21 protein-coding genes are annotated in these 21,520 nt (G+C 64.6%); 2 read left to right on the forward strand and 19 right to left on the reverse strand.

Translation table 11 applies throughout. The annotated features are described in order from the left end of the window. Positions 1 to 5: 5 nt before the first annotated feature. Positions 6 to 2,303 (forward strand): GH92 family glycosyl hydrolase, encoded by a 2,298-nt coding sequence (locus HLH35_RS13810; RefSeq protein ID WP_182979689.1) that lies wholly within the window; start codon positions 6 to 8, stop codon positions 2,301 to 2,303. Here the strand turns inward: HLH35_RS13810 and HLH35_RS13815 are convergent. From HLH35_RS13815 to HLH35_RS13825, 3 genes are read right to left on the reverse strand one after another with little or no spacing between them, the layout of a single operon-like run. Continuing rightward, positions 2,275 to 3,018: an ABC transporter ATP-binding protein gene (locus HLH35_RS13815; protein WP_182979690.1), complete on the reverse strand. Its 744-nt coding sequence runs from the start codon at positions 3,016 to 3,018 to the stop codon at positions 2,275 to 2,277. The genes HLH35_RS13810 and HLH35_RS13815 overlap by 29 nt on opposite strands. After that, positions 3,015 to 4,031 carry a FecCD family ABC transporter permease gene (locus tag HLH35_RS13820; RefSeq protein WP_182979691.1) on the reverse strand — a complete coding sequence of 339 codons (1,017 nt, stop codon included), beginning with the start codon at positions 4,029 to 4,031 and terminating at the stop codon, positions 3,015 to 3,017. Before HLH35_RS13820 ends, HLH35_RS13815 begins: the two co-directional genes overlap by 4 nt. Further along, positions 4,028 to 5,056 (reverse strand): ABC transporter substrate-binding protein, encoded by a 1,029-nt coding sequence (locus tag HLH35_RS13825; protein ID WP_182979692.1) that lies wholly within the window; start codon positions 5,054 to 5,056, stop codon positions 4,028 to 4,030. Before HLH35_RS13825 ends, HLH35_RS13820 begins: the two co-directional genes overlap by 4 nt. Before the next feature lie 159 nt (positions 5,057 to 5,215). Between HLH35_RS13825 and HLH35_RS13830 the strand changes: the two genes are divergently transcribed. Continuing rightward, a complete protein-coding gene (locus HLH35_RS13830; protein WP_182979745.1) occupies positions 5,216 to 5,665 on the forward strand; it encodes a cupin domain-containing protein in 450 nt (149 codons plus the stop codon). A 117-nt stretch (positions 5,666 to 5,782) separates the two neighbouring features. Here HLH35_RS13830 and gloA read toward each other — a convergent pair whose 3' ends face one another. The 16 genes from gloA to lepB all read right to left on the reverse strand — a co-directional run bounded on the left by gloA (position 5,783) and on the right by lepB (position 21,377). Beyond that, a complete protein-coding gene (gloA, locus tag HLH35_RS13835) occupies positions 5,783 to 6,172 on the reverse strand; it encodes a lactoylglutathione lyase (protein WP_182979693.1) in 390 nt (129 codons plus the stop codon). A gap of 2 nt (positions 6,173 to 6,174) precedes the next feature. Then, positions 6,175 to 7,059 carry an LpxI family protein gene (locus HLH35_RS13840; RefSeq protein WP_182979694.1) on the reverse strand — a complete coding sequence of 295 codons (885 nt, stop codon included), beginning with the start codon at positions 7,057 to 7,059 and terminating at the stop codon, positions 6,175 to 6,177. Between the two features lie 15 nt (positions 7,060 to 7,074). Next, the gene (lpxA, locus tag HLH35_RS13845) at positions 7,075 to 7,929 is read right to left on the reverse strand and encodes an acyl-ACP--UDP-N-acetylglucosamine O-acyltransferase (RefSeq protein WP_182979746.1); all 855 of its coding nucleotides are present in this window, start codon (positions 7,927 to 7,929) and stop codon (positions 7,075 to 7,077) included. Positions 7,930 to 8,117: 188 nt separating this feature from the next. After that, complete coding sequence (fabZ, locus tag HLH35_RS13850; RefSeq protein ID WP_182965400.1) at positions 8,118 to 8,603, reverse strand: 3-hydroxyacyl-ACP dehydratase FabZ; 486 nt, start codon at positions 8,601 to 8,603, stop codon at positions 8,118 to 8,120. Between the two features lie 92 nt (positions 8,604 to 8,695). Further along, the gene (lpxD, locus tag HLH35_RS13855) at positions 8,696 to 9,769 is read right to left on the reverse strand and encodes a UDP-3-O-(3-hydroxymyristoyl)glucosamine N-acyltransferase (protein WP_182979695.1); all 1,074 of its coding nucleotides are present in this window, start codon (positions 9,767 to 9,769) and stop codon (positions 8,696 to 8,698) included. Positions 9,770 to 9,785: 16 nt separating this feature from the next. Beyond that, positions 9,786 to 10,685 (reverse strand): OmpH family outer membrane protein, encoded by a 900-nt coding sequence (locus tag HLH35_RS13860; protein WP_182979696.1) that lies wholly within the window; start codon positions 10,683 to 10,685, stop codon positions 9,786 to 9,788. Between the two features lie 7 nt (positions 10,686 to 10,692). Beyond that, entirely contained in the window at positions 10,693 to 12,978 is a 2,286-nt protein-coding gene (gene bamA / locus HLH35_RS13865) for an outer membrane protein assembly factor BamA (protein WP_338029358.1), read from the reverse strand. A 292-nt stretch (positions 12,979 to 13,270) separates the two neighbouring features. After that, positions 13,271 to 14,374, reverse strand: coding sequence for an RIP metalloprotease RseP (rseP, locus tag HLH35_RS13870; protein ID WP_182979698.1), 1,104 nt, complete (start codon positions 14,372 to 14,374; stop codon positions 13,271 to 13,273). 70 nt (positions 14,375 to 14,444) lie between these two features. Beyond that, entirely contained in the window at positions 14,445 to 15,602 is a 1,158-nt protein-coding gene (gene dxr, locus HLH35_RS13875; RefSeq protein ID WP_182979699.1) for a 1-deoxy-D-xylulose-5-phosphate reductoisomerase, read from the reverse strand. 37 nt (positions 15,603 to 15,639) lie between these two features. Next, positions 15,640 to 16,569, reverse strand: coding sequence for a phosphatidate cytidylyltransferase (locus HLH35_RS13880; protein ID WP_338029359.1), 930 nt, complete (start codon positions 16,567 to 16,569; stop codon positions 15,640 to 15,642). Next, positions 16,535 to 17,212 carry a polyprenyl diphosphate synthase gene (gene uppS, locus HLH35_RS13885; RefSeq protein ID WP_220790689.1) on the reverse strand — a complete coding sequence of 226 codons (678 nt, stop codon included), beginning with the start codon at positions 17,210 to 17,212 and terminating at the stop codon, positions 16,535 to 16,537. The genes HLH35_RS13880 and uppS overlap by 35 nt, the downstream gene beginning before the upstream one ends. A 142-nt stretch (positions 17,213 to 17,354) precedes the next feature. Next, positions 17,355 to 17,921: a ribosome recycling factor gene (frr, locus tag HLH35_RS13890; RefSeq protein ID WP_182979701.1), complete on the reverse strand. Its 567-nt coding sequence runs from the start codon at positions 17,919 to 17,921 to the stop codon at positions 17,355 to 17,357. A gap of 95 nt (positions 17,922 to 18,016) precedes the next feature. After that, complete coding sequence (gene pyrH, locus HLH35_RS13895) at positions 18,017 to 18,757, reverse strand: UMP kinase (RefSeq protein ID WP_182965388.1); 741 nt, start codon at positions 18,755 to 18,757, stop codon at positions 18,017 to 18,019. A gap of 132 nt (positions 18,758 to 18,889) precedes the next feature. Then, a complete protein-coding gene (gene era / locus HLH35_RS13900; RefSeq protein WP_246385098.1) occupies positions 18,890 to 19,834 on the reverse strand; it encodes a GTPase Era in 945 nt (314 codons plus the stop codon). Beyond that, complete coding sequence (gene rnc, locus HLH35_RS13905) at positions 19,831 to 20,592, reverse strand: ribonuclease III (protein ID WP_182979702.1); 762 nt, start codon at positions 20,590 to 20,592, stop codon at positions 19,831 to 19,833. The genes era and rnc overlap by 4 nt, the downstream gene beginning before the upstream one ends. Continuing rightward, on the reverse strand, positions 20,589 to 21,377 hold the full coding sequence (gene lepB, locus HLH35_RS13910) for a signal peptidase I (protein WP_246385099.1): 789 nt from the start codon (positions 21,375 to 21,377) through the stop codon (positions 20,589 to 20,591). Before lepB ends, rnc begins: the two co-directional genes overlap by 4 nt. Between the last annotated feature and the right edge of the window lie 143 nt (positions 21,378 to 21,520).

Below are 21,520 nucleotides of genomic sequence, written 5' to 3' on the forward strand. Positions count from 1 at the left end.
CCTTCATGACGCGTCGCCCGCCCCTTTACTGCCTGTCCGCCACGCTGGCGCTCGCAATCGCCCTGCCCTCCGGCCCCGCGCACGCTGCCGGAGACATGAGCGGGGGCCCGGCCGCCATGGTGGACCCGCGCATCGGCACCGGCGGACCGGGGCATACATTTCCGGGGGCGACGGTGCCGTTCGGCATGATCCAGCCCTCCCCCGACACCGCAATGCCGGAATTCCACCACGCCTATGACTGGGCCGGTGGCTATCAGTACAATGACCCCACCATCATGGGGTTTTCGCACACGCATTTCTCCGGCGCCGGACATTCCGACCTCGGCGACGTGCTGCTGATGCCCATCTCCGGCGATGTCCGGATGGAACCGGGCGACCCGGCCAAACCGCAAAGCGGCTACCGCTCGCGCTTCAGTCACACGACCGAGGTCGAACATCCCGGCTATTACGCCGTCACGCTGGATGATTACGCGGTCCGCGCCGAACTGACGGCCGGGCTGCGCGTAGGCTGGCACCGCTACACCTTCCCCACGGGCAAGCCTGCCCATGTGCTTCTGGATCTGCGGCCCAGCATCTACGACTATCCGGGCAAGGTACTATGGACCCGCCTGCGGGTGCGCGAGGACGGCACGGTCACAGGCTGCCGCACCACGCGCGGCTGGGCTCCGGGGCGCACGCTCTGTTTCGCAATGCGCTTCTCCCGCCCGATGACCGCACGCACGCTCTACAACCGGGAAACCAACGTCCTCTATCGCGGCTTTCGCGGGCCGGGCAACGCACCGGTGGACCAGAATGTACAAAACGGCCGCGCGGTGCAGGCAGTATTCGATTTCGGCATGCTGGATGGCCCGCTGGGGGTAAAGGTCGCGATCTCCCCCGTCAGCGAGACGAACGCCATCGCCAATCTCGACAAGGAAGGTCAGGGCTGGGATTTCGACGCCCGCCACGCCGAGGCCACAGCCATGTGGAACCGGGCCCTGTCGGTGATCGACGTCGCCGGCACGCCGGACCAGCGCACGCAATTCTATACCGCCCTCTATCACGCGATGCTGGCCCCGACCCTGAGCATGGATACCAACGGCGAATATCGCGGCCCGGATCAGGAAATACACAAGGCGCAGGGCTTCGGCTTCTACTCCACCTGGTCCACATGGGATGTCTATCGCGCCCAGCAGCCGCTGATGGCCTTGCTGCGCCCGGACATGAGCACGCAATTCGTGCGGTCGCTGATCGCGGCACAGCAGGCCAGCCCGGTGGGCGTGCTGCCGGTCTGGTCCTACCAGGGGCTGGAGACATGGTGCATGACCGGCTATCACGCCGTGCCGATCATCGCGGATGCCTATCTCGCGGGCGTGCGCGGCTTCGACGCGGACGCGGCGCTGAACGCCATGGTCGCCTCCGCCACCTCGCCCGTCTATGGCGACCTGACGGATTACATCAGGCTCGGCTATGTCCCGATCGACAAGGAAGCCGAGGCCGGCTCCAAGACGCTGGAATACGCCTATGACGACTGGTCCCTGGCACGGATGGCACGCGCGATGGGCCGGACACGCATCGCAGAGCAGTTCGAAAAACGCGCCGGCAACTGGCGCAACGAATGGGACCCGCAAACCGGCTTCATGCGCGCGCGCCTCAGCACCGGGGCATTCCACACGCCCTTCGATCCCGCCCCCGCAGCCTATGGCAGCGATTATACCGAGGGCAATGCCTGGCAATATCTGTGGTTCGTGCCGCAGGACGTCCCCGGCCTGATCGCGACGATGGGGGGCGATGCGCCCTTCATCGCCAGGCTCGACGCCCTGTTCGATACCAAGGTCGATCCCGCGCAATTCAAGAATGTGGAGGATATCAGCGGCCTGATCGGCTGGTACGCCCACGGCAACGAACCCAGCCACCATATCGCCTATCTCTACGACTATGCCGGCGCCCCGTGGAAGACGCAGCAGCGCCTGAAACAGATCATGGACAGCCAATATAGTGGCCGCCCCGACGGGCTGGCCGGCAATGACGATCTGGGGCAGACATCGGCGTGGTACCTGTTCACCGCGCTGGGCTTCTATCCCGTCGCACCCGGCAGCAACGACTACACGATCGGCCGCCCGTTCGTGCCCAGGGCCGCGATCCACCTGCCCAATGGCCGGACCTTCACCATGGTGGCCGACCATCTGGATGCCGCCCATCCCTATGTCGCGGCCGTGACCCTCAACGGCAAGCCGCAGGACCTGCTGCACCTGCGACAGCAGGACATCCTCAACGGCGGCAAACTGCACTTCGTCATGCAGGCGGAGCCGAAACGGCCGTAAATCCGTAAAGATCGGCAATCGCCTGCGCCGACAGCATTTCGGCGGCCGGCCCGTCAGCAACGAGCCGGCCCTCGCGCATCAAAATCGCGCGGCTGAAATTCCGCGCAGCGCGCAGCGGGTCATGCGTCGTGGCCAGTATGCCATACCCTTCACCGGCCAGCCCACGCAGCAGGCCGGAGAGTCGCTGTTGCTGGCCGTAATCCAGCCCCGTCTCCGGCTCGTCCAGCACCAGCAGCCGCGCTCCCTGCGCCAGCGCCCGCGCGATCAGGACCGCCTGCCGCTCGCCCCCCGACAGCGCGGCATAGGACCGGTCCGCCAGATGACCGATCGCAAGCCGCGCCATCGCCTGCTCGGCGGCGTCGCGATCGGCCGCCGGCACGACAGGCGCCAGCATCGCCCCTCCGGCCAGCCGCCCCAGCGCCACCACGTCGCGCACCCGATAGGGAAAGACCACCCCATGCCCCTGCGGCACATAGGCCAGATGGGTCGCCAGCACGCGCCGCGTCATGCCCGCGATCGCCCGCCCGTCGAGCAGCACCCGCCCCGACCGGGGCCGCAACAGCCGCAGCACCAACCGCAGCAGCGTCGTCTTGCCTGCCCCGTTCGGCCCCAGCAGCGCGACCATCTCGCCCGCCCGCATCGCGAACGACACCCCGTCCAGCACCGTCCTGCCGCCCCGCGCGAATGACAGGGAATCGACCACCAGCCCGGTCATTCCACCCACCCGCGCCGGATCAGCCGCAACACGCCCAGAAAGACGACAACCCCCAGCAGATCCGCAATCAACCCGACAGGAATTTCCTCGACCGACACGCACCGCGCCAGATCGTCGCAAACCAGCAGGAACGCCCCACCCAGACAGGCACTCAGCGGCAGCACCCGCGCATTGCACGGCCCCGCCAGCAGCCGCGCGACATGCGGCACGATCAACCCGATCCAGCCGATCATCCCCGCCACGGAAACTGTCACCGCCGACAGCACGGTCGCGACCGCAATCACCCCATAACGCAGCACGCCAACCGGCACGCCCAGCGTCCGCGCCTCATCATCGCCCATCGCCAACGCATCCAACATGCGCCCACAAAGCGTCAGCGCCACAATCCCGATTGCCACCGGGGCCGCCATCATGCCCAGATCAGCCCCCGTCACCTGCGTCAAGCTGCCCAGCAGCCAAAAGACGATATCGGGCAATTGCCGGTCGGGATCGGCCACATATTTCAACAGCGACAGCAGCGCGGTGAACAGGGCGGTGCTGACCAGCCCACTGAAGACCAGCATCAGCATCGACACCGCATCGAACAGCCGCGCCACACCGACCGCCACCGCCACCGCGACGGCCCCACCCGCAAACGACAGAAGATGCATGCCCATGGGCGACGCCCCGGCCACGATCCCCAGCGCGGCACCGAACCCGGCACCGGCCAGCACACCGAGCAATCCGGGCGACACCAGCGGATTGCGGAACACGGCCTGGAAGCCAGCCCCCGAAACCGACAGCGCCCCTCCAACAACCACCGCACCGGCAATGCGCGGTAGGCGCGTGCCCAGCACAATGGAATGCAGCAGGGCACGTCGTCCCTCAGGCATCCCCCCGTCATGCCCCACCAGCACCCCCACCAGATCCCCGAGCGGCACCCGATACCGGCCAAGCCCAAGTGACACCACTATCAGGAGCAGCAGGCCTCCCAGCGCCACGGCCCACAGCGCGCGCTCGCGCCACGCAGTCATGGCGCGCTACCGGGCCCCTTGGCCGCCAGGATGCGCGCGGCATCGGAGGAAGACAGATCATATCCGAAAAAATCCTTATAAAACCTTATTGTTTCCTCTTTCATGCCGACCATCGCGAAGCGGTCCGGATACAGTATCCGCGCCGTCCACAGAAGCTGGAGCGGATATTCGATCCCATACCGGTCCCACGGAAACACGCCCGCCGGATTGCGATAGATCCGCCCAGCGCGCACCGCACGCAGCCCCGCCCATTGGACTGCGGCAGGATCGAACACCCCCGCATCGCCGCCCAGAATGATGATGTCAGGGTCCCAGGCGGCAATCTGTTCCACAGAAACCGGATGCATGCCGCCTGGAATATCAGCCGCATTCCGCCCCCCGGCCTGCGTGATCCAGTCATCGATGATCGTGTGCGTACCATCAATTTTCAGCGGAACCAGTGACTGGATATGCAGTACGCGCGGCCGGTGGCCCTCTGGTATGTCGGCAACGGCCGCCGCAACCCGGTCCCGCATCGCATCCAGCTTGGCCACATAGCGCCCGGCAATCTCATGCGCGCGCGGATCACCCAGCACCTCCGCCGTCAACGCCACCGCCCTCCGCAATGAGGCCTCGTTGGTGAATCCCGCCTGCACCACCGGCAACCCGATCCGCCGCATCGGTTCCAGAGCCGGCGAACCGCTGGAGACGAACGCTACATCCACCCCTGCATGGCGCAGCATCTCCACATTCGGCACGGCCCCGGCCACCCCGGCCGCCCGGTACAGATCCGGCGCCACGCGATACATCCAGGGCCGCGTCGTCGGCAGGTCATTGGTCACGGCAATCCGCCCGGCGGCACCAAGCATGATGGTCACGGCATTGTGCGCGAACCACAGATCCGCGATCCGGGCCGGGTGATCCGGAGCCGTCACACTCTGCCCGGCCATGTCCACCACCGTCCGTCCCTGCCCGATGGCAGGCCAGACAATACAGGAAGCCGCTGCAAGAATCCGCATCGTGGCGCGTGGGTCGTATCGTCTCATTCCCGGCCCTCTATTCGACAGGGGACTATATCCCGTCAGATAGATCCGTCACTCCCGGGTTCACGCGCGGCCATCGCGCGCCTCAACCTTAAACTATCTTTTCATGAACGTGGGTGACTGCCCTGTACCACCCTCGGCCGTGAAGGAGGACGAGCCATGATGATCTCAATCCGCACGGTCCTGATTGCCGCCTCATTATCGGCCGCAGCAATCACGTCATCAGCGATGGCCCAGACCGTGGCTTCGGGCCATCGCGATATCCTGTTGCAGACCAACCATTCCTGGAATGGCGTACCCTACACGCATTATCCAACGGCGCAGCCGGAACTGACGATAATCCGCCTGACGATTCCCGCTCATTCGGCCCTGCCGCGGCACAAGCACCCGATCCCCAACGCAGTATATGTGCTGGAGGGCGCCCTCACCCTCACCGACCGGGAAAGCGGCAAATCGCACGTCTATCATGCCGGCGAAGCTTTCGGAGAATCGGTCGACGATGTCCATCATGGACAGGCCGGCGACACGCAAACGGTCCTGCTGATCACCTACGCCGGCACACCCGACGTTCCGACCTCGGTGCCCGTAAAGGGCCAATTGCCGGAATATTGAGCAACGCGCCCGGCGCGTGTTTCCCAGCCTCAGGGGGGACGGCCATAGGGGCCGCGATCAGCGAAGCACAGGAAACACGCGCCGGATTCTCGCCAGCGCGCGCTTACAAACGCCCGATCAGGGGCGCTGGATCAGTTCGATCTTGTACCCATCGGGGTCCTCGACAAAGGCGATGATGGTGGCGCCGAATTTCACCGGCCCCGCCTCGCGCGTCACCTTGCCGCCACCGGCCCGCACAGCCTCGACCATCGCCGCCACGTCGGGCACACCAATTGCGAAATGGCCAAATCCGGTTCCGACCTCGTAGCCGTCATCCTTGCCCCAATTGTAGGTCAGCTCGATTTCCGCATGGCCGGCCGCGTTATCAGCATAGCCGATGAAGACCAGGGTATATTCGCCCTCGGGCACTTCGCGCCGACGCAGTTCATGCATGCCCAGCAGCTTGTAGAAAGCAATGCTGGCATCCAGATTGCGGACACGCACCATCGTGTGCAGATAGAGAGCCATCGTCATTCTCCTGTTCTGGCGGCCGGCATGCCCGTCGCCCCGTCACCGATCCCGATCAGGAACAGACCAGCCTCATCGGCGGCGGCAATGCAGGCCGCCGGATCGGTCATCAGAGTGGCACCGGCCTGAAAGGCGATGCCACGCAATCCGACCTCCGCCGCGCGCCGGACGGTATCCGGCCCGATCGTCGGCAGATCGGCGCGGCGATCCTGCCCGGGTTTGAGCATTTTAACCAGAACACCGCCCGGCCGACCTGGTTGCCGGCATTCCCCGGCCCGCAGCAGCATCCGGTCGGTGCCCTCCATCGCCTCGACGGCCAGCACCAGTCCATCCTGCACCACGCAGCCCTGCCCGATATCCAGCCGCCCCATCGCCTCGACCACATCCTGCCCGCGCCGGATATCGGCCAGTGCTCCAGCATCGGGCCGAATCTGCCCCAGCATGCCGGAACGCCCGACCGAACCGGAGAGGAATTCATGAGCACCGTGAATAGTAAATCCCTCTTCTGCCAGCACGCGCACGATCGCCGCCAGCAGCCCGTCATCGCCCGAGAACAACGCCCGCCCGATTCGCGCCATGATCCGTGCACCTGCTGCGTCCGGGCGCAGATCGGAAAAAGACGGCCGGCGCACCGGTCCGATCAGGACCAGATCCCGGCACCCTTCCGCCCGCAGACAAGACAAGATCTCGCCGGCAGCAGCCAGCCGGATATACCTATGCGGCCAGGAGTCGATCACGTGCGGTTCGACGAAATCCTGGAACCCGACGATAAAAACACGGAACCCCAGCGCCTCAACGGCTCGCGCCACCTGTCCGGGCAGTGGCCCGCCACCGGCCAGAATGCCCACACAATCTCCGACCAGGCGCGGACCGCCGCCGACAGTCATACCGAAGACGGTCCCCTAGACACCGTCCGATTCGATCGATGCCGCGCCACCGCCAGCCACGCGCACCAGCCCTCGATGGCTAGGGGCCTCGATGAAGGCCAAGATCTCGGCCACCTTGGGCTCATCGCCATATTCCGCCCGCACCGCGGCCAAACGTCTGCTGAACGCGGTCGATTCCTCTTCCATCACACGAGGATAAAGAGCGCGGAACGCGCGGCGCAGGCGATGCATCTCATCGGCCTGCACGCCATTGCGCTTCAGCCAGATCCAATGCAGCCCCACCAGTCGGGCACGATTTCCCAGTACGCTGCCATAGGGGATGACATCGGCCTCGACGCCGCAAACGCCACCGACCAGCGCCGCGCGGCCGATTCGCACGAACTGATGCAGCGCTGCCGCTCCCATGATCCGCGCTTGGTCGTCGATCGTGACATGGCCACCCATAACGACATTATTCACGATGATCACACTGTTCCCCAACGTGCAGTCATGCGCAACGTGAGAATTCGCCATGATCAGGCAATCGTCACCCACCCGCGTCACGCCGCTGCCAGTCGCCGTGCCGCGATGGATCGTCACATGCTCGCGTATCACTGTCCGCGCCCCAATGATGCAACGCGTGGGCTCGCCCCGGTATTTCAGGTCCTGGGGCGCCATGCCGATCGTTGTAAAAGGATAGCAGACGACGCCAGCACCGATCCGCGTATGGCCGTCGACGATCACGTTGGCGATCAGGTGGACGCCATCCTCGATCACCACGTCGGGACCGATCGAACACCAGGGACCAATCCGAACCCCGTGTCCGATCCGAGCCCCGTCGGCGACGATCGAGGAGGGATGAATCTCAGCGGCCCGGCTTACGGAGTCCATCTGTGCCAAATTGGTCAATATGCTCTCCCATGGCAGGGTCCGGCCCCGGAACCGTTTGCATGCCGGTATTCACACATGGCGCGGCAATCCCTCTGGGATTGCCGCGCCATCATATCAGATATCGCATTTTTCTCTGGCGAGGAACTGCCGCCCCGCAACAGAACGTTTCAATCCGATCCTGGGCGGCTTCAGCCCATGATCATCGCGCTGAACGTCGCCTCGGCCACAGATACGCCGTCCACGCGCGCGACGCCCTTGAATTTCCAGACATTGGCGCGGCTGCGCTCCTTCTCGACATGGATTCGCAACTGATCGCCGGGTTCCACCGGGCGCCGGAACTTGGCTCCGTCGATGGTCATGAAATAGACCAGCTTGCCCTCGAAAGCCGTCCCCAGAGTCAGCACGACCAAAGTCGCCGCTGTCTGCGCCATCGCCTCGATGATCAGCACGCCGGGCATTACGGGGCGGGACGGAAAATGCCCCTGGAAATGCGGTTCACTGGCCGTGACGTTCTTGATGCCGACCGCCGAAGACCCCAGCACGATATCGACCATTCGGTCGATCAGCAGGAACGGATAGCGATGGGGAATCGCCTCCATGATCCGCATCACGTCAATCGATTCGATACTGGTCGGGCTGTCGCCCACCGCGGGAACCTCTACTTCTTTATTCACGTCGTCCGACCATTTTGCTCAGGACTGCGGGTCCACGCGCCTTTTCATACGAGCACCCACCTGTCCCGGTTAAATTCCGGGGGCCTGCTGTCTCAGGCCTCGCCTCCTCCCTCGCGCGGCGCCTTTTTTGCCAGACGCCGCAACACCGCCACATTCCGGAAGAATTCCCGGAACGGCATCGCAGGGCTGCCGATCACATCAGCCCCCGCGTCCACGTCCGACATCACGCCACATTGCGCCCCGATCCGGGCCCTGGCGCCAATACGAATATGGCCGATCAGGCCGGCTTGGGCAGCAACGGTAACGAAATCGCCAAGTTCCGTAGACCCTGATATCCCAGCTTGGGAAACCACGATACAACAGCGCCCCAAGCGAGCATTATGGCCAATCTGCACCAGATTGTCGAGCCGCGAGCCCGCGCCAATCACAGTGTCCTGTGACGATCCCCGGTCGATAGTGGAGTTCGCCCCAACTTCCACCCCGTCTTCCAGGATCACACGCCCTAGTTGGGGAACGGTCTCGAAACCGTCGGGACCGACTGCGAACCCGAACCCTTCCTGACCAACCCGCACTCCGGCCAGCAGCGTCACTCGATCGCCCAGAAGAGCGTGCGACACGCAGGCCTGAGCGCCAATCCGGCAACGTGCGCCGATCTGCACCCCGTCGCCGATCACTGCATGCGAATCGATGCAGGTTCCCGCCCCGACGGACGCCCCCGCCCCGATTACCACGAAGGGACCGATTTGCGCCGAAGGATCAATGACGGCGCCCAAGCCTACCAGAGCGGTCGGATGAATACCCGGCACCACGGCCGGCAACGGATGGAACAGGCTGGCCACCCGCGCCCAGGCCAGATAGGGTGTCTGGCAGACCAGACCGATCGTCCCTTTGGGAAGCCGATCAACGAAAGCGGGGGCCAGAAGCACCACGCCGGCCCGCGTCTGCTCCAGCAACGGCGCGTAGCGCCGGTTGTCCAGAAAACTGACATCCTGCGGGCCGGCGGATTGCAGCGGTGCTATGCCAGCATACAGCCTGTCTGGATCGGTGCCCTCATCCCCTACGGTTCGCGCACCGGCGCATTCCGCAAGCTTCTGGAGCGGAAACGGGCCGCTCCGCTCGAAGAACCGCCCGTCACCCGGCAGGGCGGTGCCGACCTGCCCTTCCATCGCGTACCGCTCCCGCTCAGTGATGCGCCGCCGCGGGGGCGGCCGCAGCAGGGGCCACAACCGGGGCGGGAGCTTCCTGCTGCTGGCGTTCGACATCGGCAGTGGTCGGCATCGTGCCCGACTTCGCCAGCACTTCGGGATCGACATTCGCCGCCGGGATGAACACCGTCGGCAGCACTTTGTTCAACTGGTCGGCGACCTGCTGGGTGATGTCCAGCCCATCCTGGCTCAAGGCCACCTGTTCACGATGCAGGACCACGTTCATCCCCCGGCTGCTCGCAACCTGACGGATGATCTGGACTAGCTCGCGCTCGATCTGCCCCAGCGAGACCTGGGCCGCTTCCTGGACGATCCGGTTGCGGTTGCGGAAGTCGCGCTGGGCGCTGATCACACGCTCCTGTAAGTGGCGCTCACGTTGCTGGATTTGGTCCGAGGCCATGTTCTTCGCCTGGGCCTGCAGCTTCTGCTGCTCGTCCCGCCAGCCAGCCTGCTCCTTCTGCGCGTCGCGCGCCAGTTCGTCGCGCCGGCCGCCCAGCACGCGCTCGGCCTGCTGCGCGGCGGTCGACAGACGCATCACGTCAGGCACGCTGATCACGCCGATCACCGGCACCGGCGGGGCGACGCCGCGCGGAATATCGGGCGACGGTGGTACGGGCGGCAGCGGCAGCACAGGCGGCGTCTGGGACTGGGTCTCATCGCCATCGGCGGGAGCCGCGGGCATGGGGACGGGGGCCGTACGCGCCGGGCCACGGGGGGCGGAAGCCGCTGGCGCCGGCTGGGCGGTCTTGGGCACGAACCAGCCGGCATTTCCGCCGGCGGGCGCGGCTCCCTGCGCCCAGGCCGGAACGCAGGAGGTGCCGGCGCATGACAGCACGACGGCCGCGACCAAAGCGGATACGCCACGTGAACGAAGCATTGTCACCTCAGAATTGCTGGCCGAAGCCGAAGCGGAACAATTGGGTCCGGTCATGTTTCTGCTTCAGGACCGGAATGCCAAGGTCGATATTGATCAGGCCAAACGGGCTCTTCCACGCAAAGCCGACGCCGGTACTGACGCGGGGCGTCAGTGTGTCGCCATAAACCGGCGTGTAACGGGGCATGTCCTGCGGATAAGATGTATAGCGCCGCGACACACGCAACCCGTCCAGCCCACCCATATCGACGAAATAGCGGCCGCGAATCCCCATATCGGCCCCGAACGGCATCGGGAAATTAAGGGTGGCCGAGGCGGTATAGAGGAAACGGCCGCCGATGAAATCCTCCTGCGAATGCATCGCATAGGATTGGCCGTTCCACGTATAGGCAGGAATACCCATGCTGCGTGGCCCGGCACCACCGTCCAGAAAGCCGCGCAGCGTGTTACCACCCAGATAGAAGTTATCGATGATGTCGCTGCGGCCGCCACCCCAGTTGGCGATCTCACCCGCGCCAGCCGTCAGTGCCAGCGTCCAATCATGGTTGCCCGTCAGGTCATCCATCGGAATGTAGTAACCGAGATCCACCTTGCCGCGCACATAGCGCTCATTGCCACCCAGACCGGCGAAATCACCGCCCAGCCGCACCACGTAGCCGCTATGGGGCTGCATCCGATTGTCACGCGTGTCGTAGGTCAGGGTGGTGCTGAGCTGCGAGAGTAGCGACCAGCCAGTCTGGTCCAGAATATACCACGACGCGTCGCTGTAAGCATTGTCGACATGACGATCCGTCAGCGTGTAGCTCCACGATTGGGACAGGCGGTTGGTATAGGCATACCCCATCCGTAGCGTGATGCCATACCGCCCTTCCGAATAGTTCTGATAGGTCTGGTAATTGTTCTCGATGACGAACAGGTCGACGCCGGCCACCAGGTTGCGGTTAAGGAAATACGGGTCGCTGACCGATATATCTGCCTGCCTCTGGTAATATGCCATCGTACCCGAAATGCCGGCATCGACGCCCGACCCCAACAGATTATGCTGCTTCAGGCCGATATTGCCCAGGATACCCACATCGGTCGAATAGCCGCCGCCCAGCGAGAATTCGCCTGTCGGCTTCTCAACAACATTGATTGCCACATTCGTCCGGTCCGGGGCGGAGCCGGTGGTCTGATCGACCGAAACGGTGCTGAAGAAACCAAGATCCTGCAGGATCGCCTTGGCGTATTTCCGTTCGGTGGGCGTGTACGGGTCGCCTTCGGACATTGGGAGCTGGCGACGGATCACGGCATCCTGCGTGATCGTGTTGCCGTTAATGTCGATCCGCTCGACATAAGCGCGCGGCCCTTCGCTGACATCGAACAGCAGGTCCACAACGTGACGTTCGGGGTTTCGGGCGATTTCAGGCCGCACCATGGCGAACGGGTAACCCTGCCCCTGCAGGATTTCCTGCATGTCGGTGGCATTATGCTGCACTGCGCTGCCGTCGTACCACTGATTCGCAAACAACTCGATATATTTACGCATCGACGCCGCGCTGACATGTTTCAGTGACGAACGGATATTCACCTTGCCCAGCCGGTAGCGGGGTCCTTCGTCCACCGTAAAGGTCACATAGAAGGACTTGCGGTCCGGAGACAACTCGCCCGTCTGGTTGCGCACCTGGAAATCGACGAATCCGTTGCGCAGATAAAACCGGCGTAGCAGTTCCGAGTCGTAGCGAATACGCTCGGGGTTATATTCGTCGGAGGACGCGAAGAATCGGTACCAAGCCGTTTCCTTCGACGAAATGACCTGTGCCAGCCGAGCCTCGCTGAACGCCTTGTTGCCGACGAATGAGATCTTGTGGATCAGCGTCTGCTGGGCTTCGTTGATCAGGAAGACCACATCGACCCGGTTATGGGCCAAGCGGATAATCTGAGGTGTCACAGTCGCGGCATAGCGGGCCTTGCCTGCATACACCTCCAGGATCTTCTGGCGATCAGCCGCTGTGATCTGAGTCGAGAACACAGCGCGCGGCCGCAGCGAAATCACCTTGCGCAAATCCTCGTCTTTCGCAGCGTGATTGCCCTCGAAAACGATGCGATTGACAATTGGGTTCTCAGCTAGGCGCACCTGGAGCACGTCGCCAGCGCGATGTAGCGTCACGTCGCGGAAGAGGCCTGTGGCATACAGCGTCTTCAACGAACGATCGAGCTCGTCCTGATTGAACGGGTCCCCCGGCTGCACCACCATATAGGACAGGACGGTACTGGTCTCGATCCGGTCGTTGCCGGTGACCTGGATGGATTCGATGACGCCGCCGGACCGGGCCGATTGCGTCGCCGAGGAATGACCTGCCGCCGCAACGCCGCGCCGAGCCTCGGCGGTCCCGGCAAAAAACAACGGCACGAGGCAAACCGACGCAAGAAGCGTTGAACGTTTAGTCGGCAAATTCGGCTTCCCCCAAACCAGACGCTCCGCGAACCCTGACACCACGCCACGCGAACAGAGTCGCCGGGCACGAGATCGATCATATCCGCTTGGCGGACGTATCCGAAATCCCCCCCCTCGCGCAAGCTCCCGCATGCCGCAACATGCAGAGGCGTCAACCGCTCAGCGACGCAACCCAGCGAAACAGGCCGAAATGGGACAGATCATTAAATGTAGAAAACAGAAATAATCCCGCGATGACCGCAAATCCCGCCTGGAAACTGATATCGCGCACCCGGCGCGAAACTGGGCGGCCGAGCAGTGCCTCCAGCCCGTAGAACACCAGCCTCCCGCCATCCAGCACGGGAATCGGGAACAGGTTGATCAGCCCCAGATTGACCGACAAAAGCGCCATGAACGACACCAGGCTCGCCACCCCATATTGCGCGACCTGCCCCGACATCTGCGCGATGCGCAGCGGTCCGCCGAGATCCTTCGCGCTATGCTGGCCAGTCAGCATCTGCCACAGCCCATCCAGCGTCTGAACCGTCAGGCGCCACGTCTCCTGCACGGCAGTACCAAGCGCCGCCAGTGGCGTCATCGGCTTGCCGATCGTCGCGGTGAACATCACCCCAAGCTGACCGGTCCGACCGCCGTTCTTGTCCGTCACAATTCCGACGGTCACCGGCAACGTCACCACCTGATCGCCTCGGCGGACGCCCAGTTCGGTGTGCGCACCTGGCTCCGCGGTGATGCGGGCCTGGATATCTGCGACGTCAGAGACTGCATGAGCGCCTATGCGTACGATCACGTCCTCCGGCTTCACCCCGGCCGCCTCCGCCGCACTGCCCGGCACGACCTGACCCACGACATTGCGAATCTCCGGCCGTCCCGTCGCCATGAACAGGCCGGCGAACAGAACGATGGCCAGAAGAAAATTGAACACCGGCCCGGCGGCAATCACGATCGCCCTGGACAATACCGGCTTATCATGAAAGGTGCGCCCCGGCAGCCAAGCGGCCACCTGCTCCGGCGTCGCTTCTTCCGGCCCTTCGAACCCGTGCGGCTTAACGTATCCGCCCAGCGGAACGGGGCACAGCCGCCATTCGGTTCCCACCCGGTCGTGCCAGCGGAGCAGGGGCCGCCCGAAGCCGATCGAGAAGACTTCGACATGCACTCCCCGCCAGCGGGCGGCCAGATAGTGGCCCAGTTCGTGAATGAAGACCAAGACACCCAAAACGAGGGCAAAGGCCAGAAGGGTCCGAAGCAGCTCGGGCATAATGATGGGTCAGCTCCTCATAGCGATATTGCCGCTCCATATCCCCGGGACACACGGACCCGGGGATGAGTCAGGCAGCGAGCGATGTCGTGCGCAGACGTGCCGCGCGACGGGCTTCCTCGTCCCAATGCAACACCTCCTCCAACGAATCGGCACTCTGACGTCCAAGAGCCCGCATTACGTCCTCGACCACCCGCGCGATGTCGAGGAACCCGATGGAGCCCCCCAGGAACGCCTCGACCCCAATCTCGTTTGCCGCCGACAAAATAGTGGGGACGGCGCCGCCCATGCGCAAGGATTCACGCGCCAGCCGCAGTGCGGGAAAGCGCACCTCGTCGGGCTCCTCGAAGTCCATCCGTCCCAACGCCGCCAGATCCAGGCGGGGCGAGCTCGTCGCCATGCGTGCCGGCCAGGCCAAGGTATGGGCGATCGGGATACGCATATCGGCCGATCCCATCTGCGCCACGATGCTGCCGTCGCTGTATTGGACCAGGCCATGCACCACCGATTGCGGATGTACCACGACGCCGATCCGGTCCTCGGTTAGCGCAAACAGGCGTGCCGCCTCGATCACTTCCAGCCCCTTGTTGAACATGGTGGCCGAATCGATGGTGATCTTGGCGCCCATCGTCCATGTCGGATGCTTCAGCGCCGCTTCCAGCGTCGCCTTTTCCATCTCGGCAAGCGTGGCCCGACGGAATGGTCCGCCCGAGGCGGTCAACACGATCTTCTCCACTTCAGAGACCTGACGGTCGGCCATCGACTGGAAGATCGCATTATGTTCGGAATCGACCGGCAGCAACGTGGCACCGGCCAGTTCCACCGCCCGCAGCATGACGTCACCCGCGCAGACAAGGGCTTCCTTGTTCGCCAGCGCGACGGAACCACCGTTCCTTACCGCCGCCAGCGTGGGCTCAAGCCCGATCGCCCCGGTGATGGCGGCCATGGTCCAGTCCACTGGTCGCGCAGCGGCTTCGATCACCGCCTGGCGGCCGCCTGATGCCGCAATGCCCGTACCATCCAGCAATGTGCGCAATTCCGGCAGGCAGGCCTCGTCAGCGATGACGGCATGCTCGGCCCGCAATGCCCGGGCCTGCTCGGCCAAGCGCTGGACATTGCGCCCGCCGACCAGAGCGACAGCGCGAAAACGCTCCGGTGCCTGCAACAGCAGATCGACCGTGGAGCACCCAATACTGCCGGTGCTGCCCAGAACGGTGACTGACTTCATGCCTCTTTCTTTCCTGCCGTTCGGCGTCGACACGCCATCATCCCAATCCGATCGTACGCCCGCCGTCCAGCGCGTGCGGCACTGCATCCGCGTGCGCCCCAAACAGGGCCGAAACCAGACCGGCGGGCGTCACATACCAGAACGCCCCGCCACCCGCCGCCCCCAGAGACAGCAGGGCTGCTAGCGGTGCTGCGACCAGCAGCCCGTCGAAACGATCGAGCAACCCACCATGCCCTGGAATAATCGCGCCGGAATCCTTGACCCCACGCGCCCGCTTCAACGCGCTTTCCGCCAGGTCGCCAATCTGGGCCGCGACAGCCATCAACGCGCCGAACGCCACCCCGCGCCCCCACGCATCGGGTCCGGACACCAGCGCGCAAACCAGTCCACCGGCCACCATGGCGCTGGCCAGCCCTCCCAACGATCCGGACCATGTCTTGGCCGGCGAGATCGCAGGCGCCAGCTTGGGCCCGCCGATCAGGCGGCCGATCAGATAGGCCCCACTGTCGCTGATGGCGACACAGGTGATGACGAACAGTACGACACCGGCGCCCGGCACTGTCATCAGCCGCAGCCACAGCAGCGCCAGCCCTGCACAGCCGATCACTACCTGGCCGCTCCACAGCGCCGGACCAAACACGAATGCTCCGCCAATGACCAGGAAGGCCTCCAGCCAGTGTCCGCCCAACGCCGCCGCCATGGCGGCAACCGGCCAGGCGACATACAGCGCGCCGCGCCAGGACCGGGCGTGCAACCCGAACAGGCGCCCCCACTCCACCGCCATGCCCGCCGTGGCCAGCAGGACGAGCACTGCATAAGCAGCCCCTCCCGCCCATATGCATAGCGCAGCCATGGGGACCAGCACGGCGGCAGAAATCAGACGGGCACGAAGGTCCTTCCAGTTCCTGCCCCCACTTGGAATGGCGGTAGGCTCAGAGCGTGGGTCGGGCACCGAATCGCCTTTCACGCCGGGCGAACATGTCCAGCGCAGCGTCGAAATGCTGCTCATTGAAATCCGGCCAGAGCGTGTCAAGAAACACCAACTCGGCATAGGCCGACTGCCAGAGCAGAAAGTTGGACAAGCGGCATTCGCCGCTGGTGCGGATGATCAGATCGGGGTCGGGCAGATCGGCTGTGAGCAGGAAACGCCCGAACAGGGCCTCGTCCAGCCGGTCTGGGTCCAGCGTGCCATCACGCACGGCCAGAGCCACATGCTTCGCTGCCTGCATGATGTCGGCCCGTCCGCCATAGGACAATGCCAGCACCAGCGTCAGCCGATGGTTTGCGGCGGTTGCATCTTCTGCCCGTTTTGCTTCGGCTCGTACCTCGACGTCAAAGCGCGACAGATCGCCGATAATGCGGATCCGCACCCCCTCGCGCGACAGCTCGGCCACTTTGTGCCGTAGATAATAGCGGAGCAAAGATGTCAGGTCCGCCACCTCGTCGGGCGTCCGGCGCCAGTTTTCCGAGGAAAAGGCATATAATGTCAGATATCGGACTCCGCGCTTGATCGCAGCCTGGACGCAACGCCGCACTGCCTCGGCGCCCGCGTTATGCCCCGCAGCACGGGGCAGCCCGCGGGCCATCGCCCAGCGCCCATTGCCGTCCATGATCAATGCGACATGCCCCGGCGGGGCCGGAACGGCACCGCCATTGCCACGCCCCGCCACAGTCGGCGGGGGCGTCGGAGGTGTCTGCGCGTCTGTTGTCCCGGCCGCCGGGCCGGGTACGGAGCCCACAGTCACAGCGAGGTCAGACCTGCTTGATCTCGCGTTCCTTTTCCGCGAGCATGTCGTCGATTCGCTTCACATACTGGTCGGTCAGCTTCTGAATCGCCTCGGACCAGACCTTCACCTCATCCTGGCTGATCTCGCTCTTCTTTTCGAGCGTCTTCGTCTGGTCCATGCCGTCACGCCGCACGCCGCGCACCGCGATCTTCGCGTTCTCGGAATATTTGCCGGCGGTACGGGCTAGGTCATTGCGGCGCTCCTCGGTCAACTGCGGAATGGGCACCCGCACGGTCTGCCCGTCTGCCGCCGGGTTCAGGCCAAGCCCGCTATCGCGAATCGCACGCTCCACCGCGCCGACCAGCGACCGATCCCACACCTGTACGGTCAGCATCCGGGCCTCGGGCACCGCGATCGACCCAACCTGCGTCAACGGTACTTCACCGCCATATGCCTCAACCCGCACCGGCTCGATCAGGGCGGGGCTGGCCCGTCCCGATCGCAATCCCGCGAAGTCGCGGCGCAGGCTCTCCAGCGCGCCGTCCATCCGGCGGACAAGGTCATCCAGCAGTGTCTTCTGATCAGCAGCCACAATGGCCCTCCACACTCAAGCAGGGCAGCCGCCGGAGCGGCCACCCATCGCAACATATCATATCCCGCCGCATGATCGCCGGGTCAGCGAAGCTGTCAGGATGCCTCGACGATCTTGGTATACAGCCCCTCACCCCGCATTACCTGGGGAAACGCCCCCGGCGCATGGATATTGAACACGAGGATGGGCAGCCGGTTTTCGCGCGCCAGACTGATGGCCGCAGCGTCCATCACATGCAGATCGCGCGCCAGGACGTCGAGATAGGTCAGCGTCTCGAAGCGCGTGGCGTCCGCGACCTTGCGCGGGTCGGCCGAATAGACGCCATCGACCTGCGTGCCCTTCAGCAGCGCGTCGCACTCCATTTCGGCAGCGCGCAAGGCGGCTGCCGTGTCGGTGGTAAAGAAAGGATTGCCCGTTCCCGCCGCGAAAATGACCACACGGCCTTTTTCCATATGGCGGACTGCCCGCCGGCGGATATAAGGCTCCGCCACCGACGACATATGGATGGCCGACATCACGCGGGTCGGCACGCCGTGCCGTTCCAGTGCGTTCTGCACCATCAGGGCGTTGATCACGGTCGCCAGCATGCCGGCATAATCGCCCTGCGCGCGGTCCATGCCCCGCGCGGCAGCCGCGACACCGCGGAAGATATTGCCGCCGCCGATCACCAGGCAGACCTCGACCCCGGCCCGGGCCACGGTGGCCACATCGCTGGCGATGGTATCCACCATTTCAGGATCGATGCCGTACGAGCCGTCGCCCATCAGGGCTTCGCCCGAAATTTTCAGCAGGACACGGCGGTAACCCTGAACGTCTTGTGCTTCACGATCCGTCACGAGGTCCCCCGATTGCTCACATGATGGCTCCTCACGGGGGTGTCCCCCATCCGGGCCAGACTTACGCCGATCCTCTTATCCCCCCTTAGGATCGGTCACAAGCACGCTCTTCGTTCCGAAATCATTCCCGGTTCAAGGGGCGTCGTCCAGTCCGATGGCGCGCAGGCGTGCCTTCTCCTCGTCCCAACCGGCGCGTTCCTTCACGTTCAGAAACAGATGGCATGTCCTGCCCAGCAGACGAGACAGATCCTTGCGCGCTTTCTCGCCGATCGAGCGGATACGGCTGCCTTTCTCGCCGATCAGGATCGCCTTGTGCCCCGCTCGCGCCACATAAATCGTTACCTCGATCCGCACCGAACCGTCGGGCTGCTCGCGGAAGCTTTCGGTTTCGGCGGTCGCGGCATAGGGCACTTCTTCGTGCGTCTGGAGAAAGATCTGCTCGCGCACCAGTTCAGCCGCCAGCAGGCGGTCGGGCAGATCGGTCAGGTCATCCTCAGGATAGAGGTATGGCCCCTCGGGCACCGCGGCACCCAGTGCGTCCAGCAGGTCGTCCACCCCGTCACCACTGCGCGCGCTGACCATGTAGACATGCTCAACGTCCAGCAGGCCGGACAATTCGGCCGTCAGCGGCAGCAGCGCCTGGCGGTCCACCAGGTCGGTTTTGTTCAACACCAGCCAGACGCGGCGGCGCGTCTTGGCCAACTGCTCGACAATGGGGCGCACCGTGTCACACAGGCCGCGACGCGCGTCGATCAGCAGCAGCGTGATGTCGGCGTCCTCGGCCCCGGTCCACGCCGCAGCGACCATTGCGCGGTCCAGCTTGCGCCGGGGCTTGAAAATGCCTGGTGTGTCCACCAGCAGGATCTGGCTGGCGCCCCGCATCAGGATGCCCAGCACGCGAAAGCGGGTCGTCTGCGCCTTCGGACTGACGATGGACAGTTTCGCCCCCGCCATCCGGTTCAGCAATGTCGATTTCCCGGCATTCGGCGCACCGACGATAGCGACAAAGCCGCAGCGGGTGGTCATATCCTGTACCCTTTCCAGCGAGGTCGTCTCCTCGCCATAATAATCCGTCATCCGATCCGCCGCAGCAGGTCTGCCGCCGCTGCGCTTTCGGCAGCACGCTTGCTGCCGGCCTCCCCTTCGCCTGACTGGCCACCGGCCGTCACTGCGATCACGAACCGGGGGGCATGCGACGGCCCGTCGACCAGGACCGTCCGATAGGATGGCAGCGGTTGCCCGCGGGCCAGCACCCATTCCTGCAAGGCGGTCTTGGGGTCCTTGGGCGGTCGGGCCTGGGCGATGATCGCATCGTTCCAGGCCGCACGCACGAAACGGCGCGCGGGTTCCAGCCCGCCATCCAGATACATCGCGCCCAGAATCGCTTCGACCGCGTCGGCCAGCACATTGGCCATCTGCCGCACGCCGGCGCGGGCCTCGTGTTCGGCCACGTCCAGGGCCTGTGTCAGGTCCATCGCGCCGGCTATGGCGGCCAGGACCGGACGCGAGACCAGATGGGCATGGCGGGGTCCCAACGCGCCTTCCTGCTCGTCGGGGAAGCGCTCGAGCAGCCATTCCGCCATCAGGAGGCCCAGAACGCGGTCACCGATGAATTCCAGCCGTTCGTTCGATCCGGCCCCACGGCGCGATGCCGGCTGGCGGCCGCGACGCCCCGACCCGGCGCTGCGCTGATGCGCGGCCGAGCGGTGGGTCAGTGCTTCGCGCAGCAGGTCGGTCCGGCGGAAATGATAGCCCAGCCGTGCCTCGACTGCCGCCACGTCGCCGCCGGGTCCGGAGGACGGCGCGACATCGTCCACGGCGTCTTCTCCGCTCATCGCACGCCCATGAACAGGCGGTTCCAGCGGATTTCGGCCGGCCACATCCAGAATTCCCATACCGGATAGCGCGCGTCGAGCGACAGGAAGATCCATTTGGCCTGGCCGATCAGGTTTTCCATCGGCACGAAGCCCAGATCCTCCGGGTCGTCGCCCATGAAGCGGCTGTCGGCGCTGTCGTCGCGATTGTCGCCCATTGCGAAGAAATAGCCCGGCGGCACGACATAGACAGGGGTATCGTTCTGAAATCCCTCGTTTGTCAGCTTCAGGATATCATGCTCGACCGGCGGTGCGCCGGCGCTGCCCGGGAGCGTTTCCTGGAAGCGCTGGCCTTCCATGCGGGTGCGATGCTCGTCCACCGCGACGTAATCGCCCTTGGCCACGCGGGGCACCAGCACGTCGTTGAGGTAGAGTTCGCCCCCCCGGACCTGCACCCGGTCGCCCGGCAGGCCGACGATGCGTTTGATATAGTCGATCGACGTGTCCCTGGTGAAGCGGAAGACCGCGACATCGCCACGATGAGGTGTGCTTTCGAAAATGCGCCCGCTGAACAGATCGGGAGACCATGGCAGCGAGAAATGGGAGTAGCCGTAGCTGTATTTGGCGACCCAGAGATAATCCCCGACCTGCAAGGTCGGGATCATCGATCCGGAGGGAATGTTGAACGGCTCGAACAGCACGGTGCGCACCCCGATCGCCAGCGCGCCGGCGATGACGATGGTGCGGACCAGGTCCCAGACGCCGCGCAAGGCCGGAAGAATACCCCCTGAGGAGAGGGGGGACATGTGGGTCTTGTGCGGGTCGTCCATAGGGATGATGTCTGAATCCGGAAATGATGCGGGAGGTCTGGCCGAGGGGGCCGGACGGCAAGCCCGCGGATGAAGCGAGGGGGACCATCCCCACCCGGCGCGCCGACCTTAGCCCGATC

Source organism: Gluconacetobacter asukensis (genome assembly GCF_014174375.1).
GTDB lineage: Bacteria > Pseudomonadota > Alphaproteobacteria > Acetobacterales > Acetobacteraceae > Gluconacetobacter > Gluconacetobacter asukensis.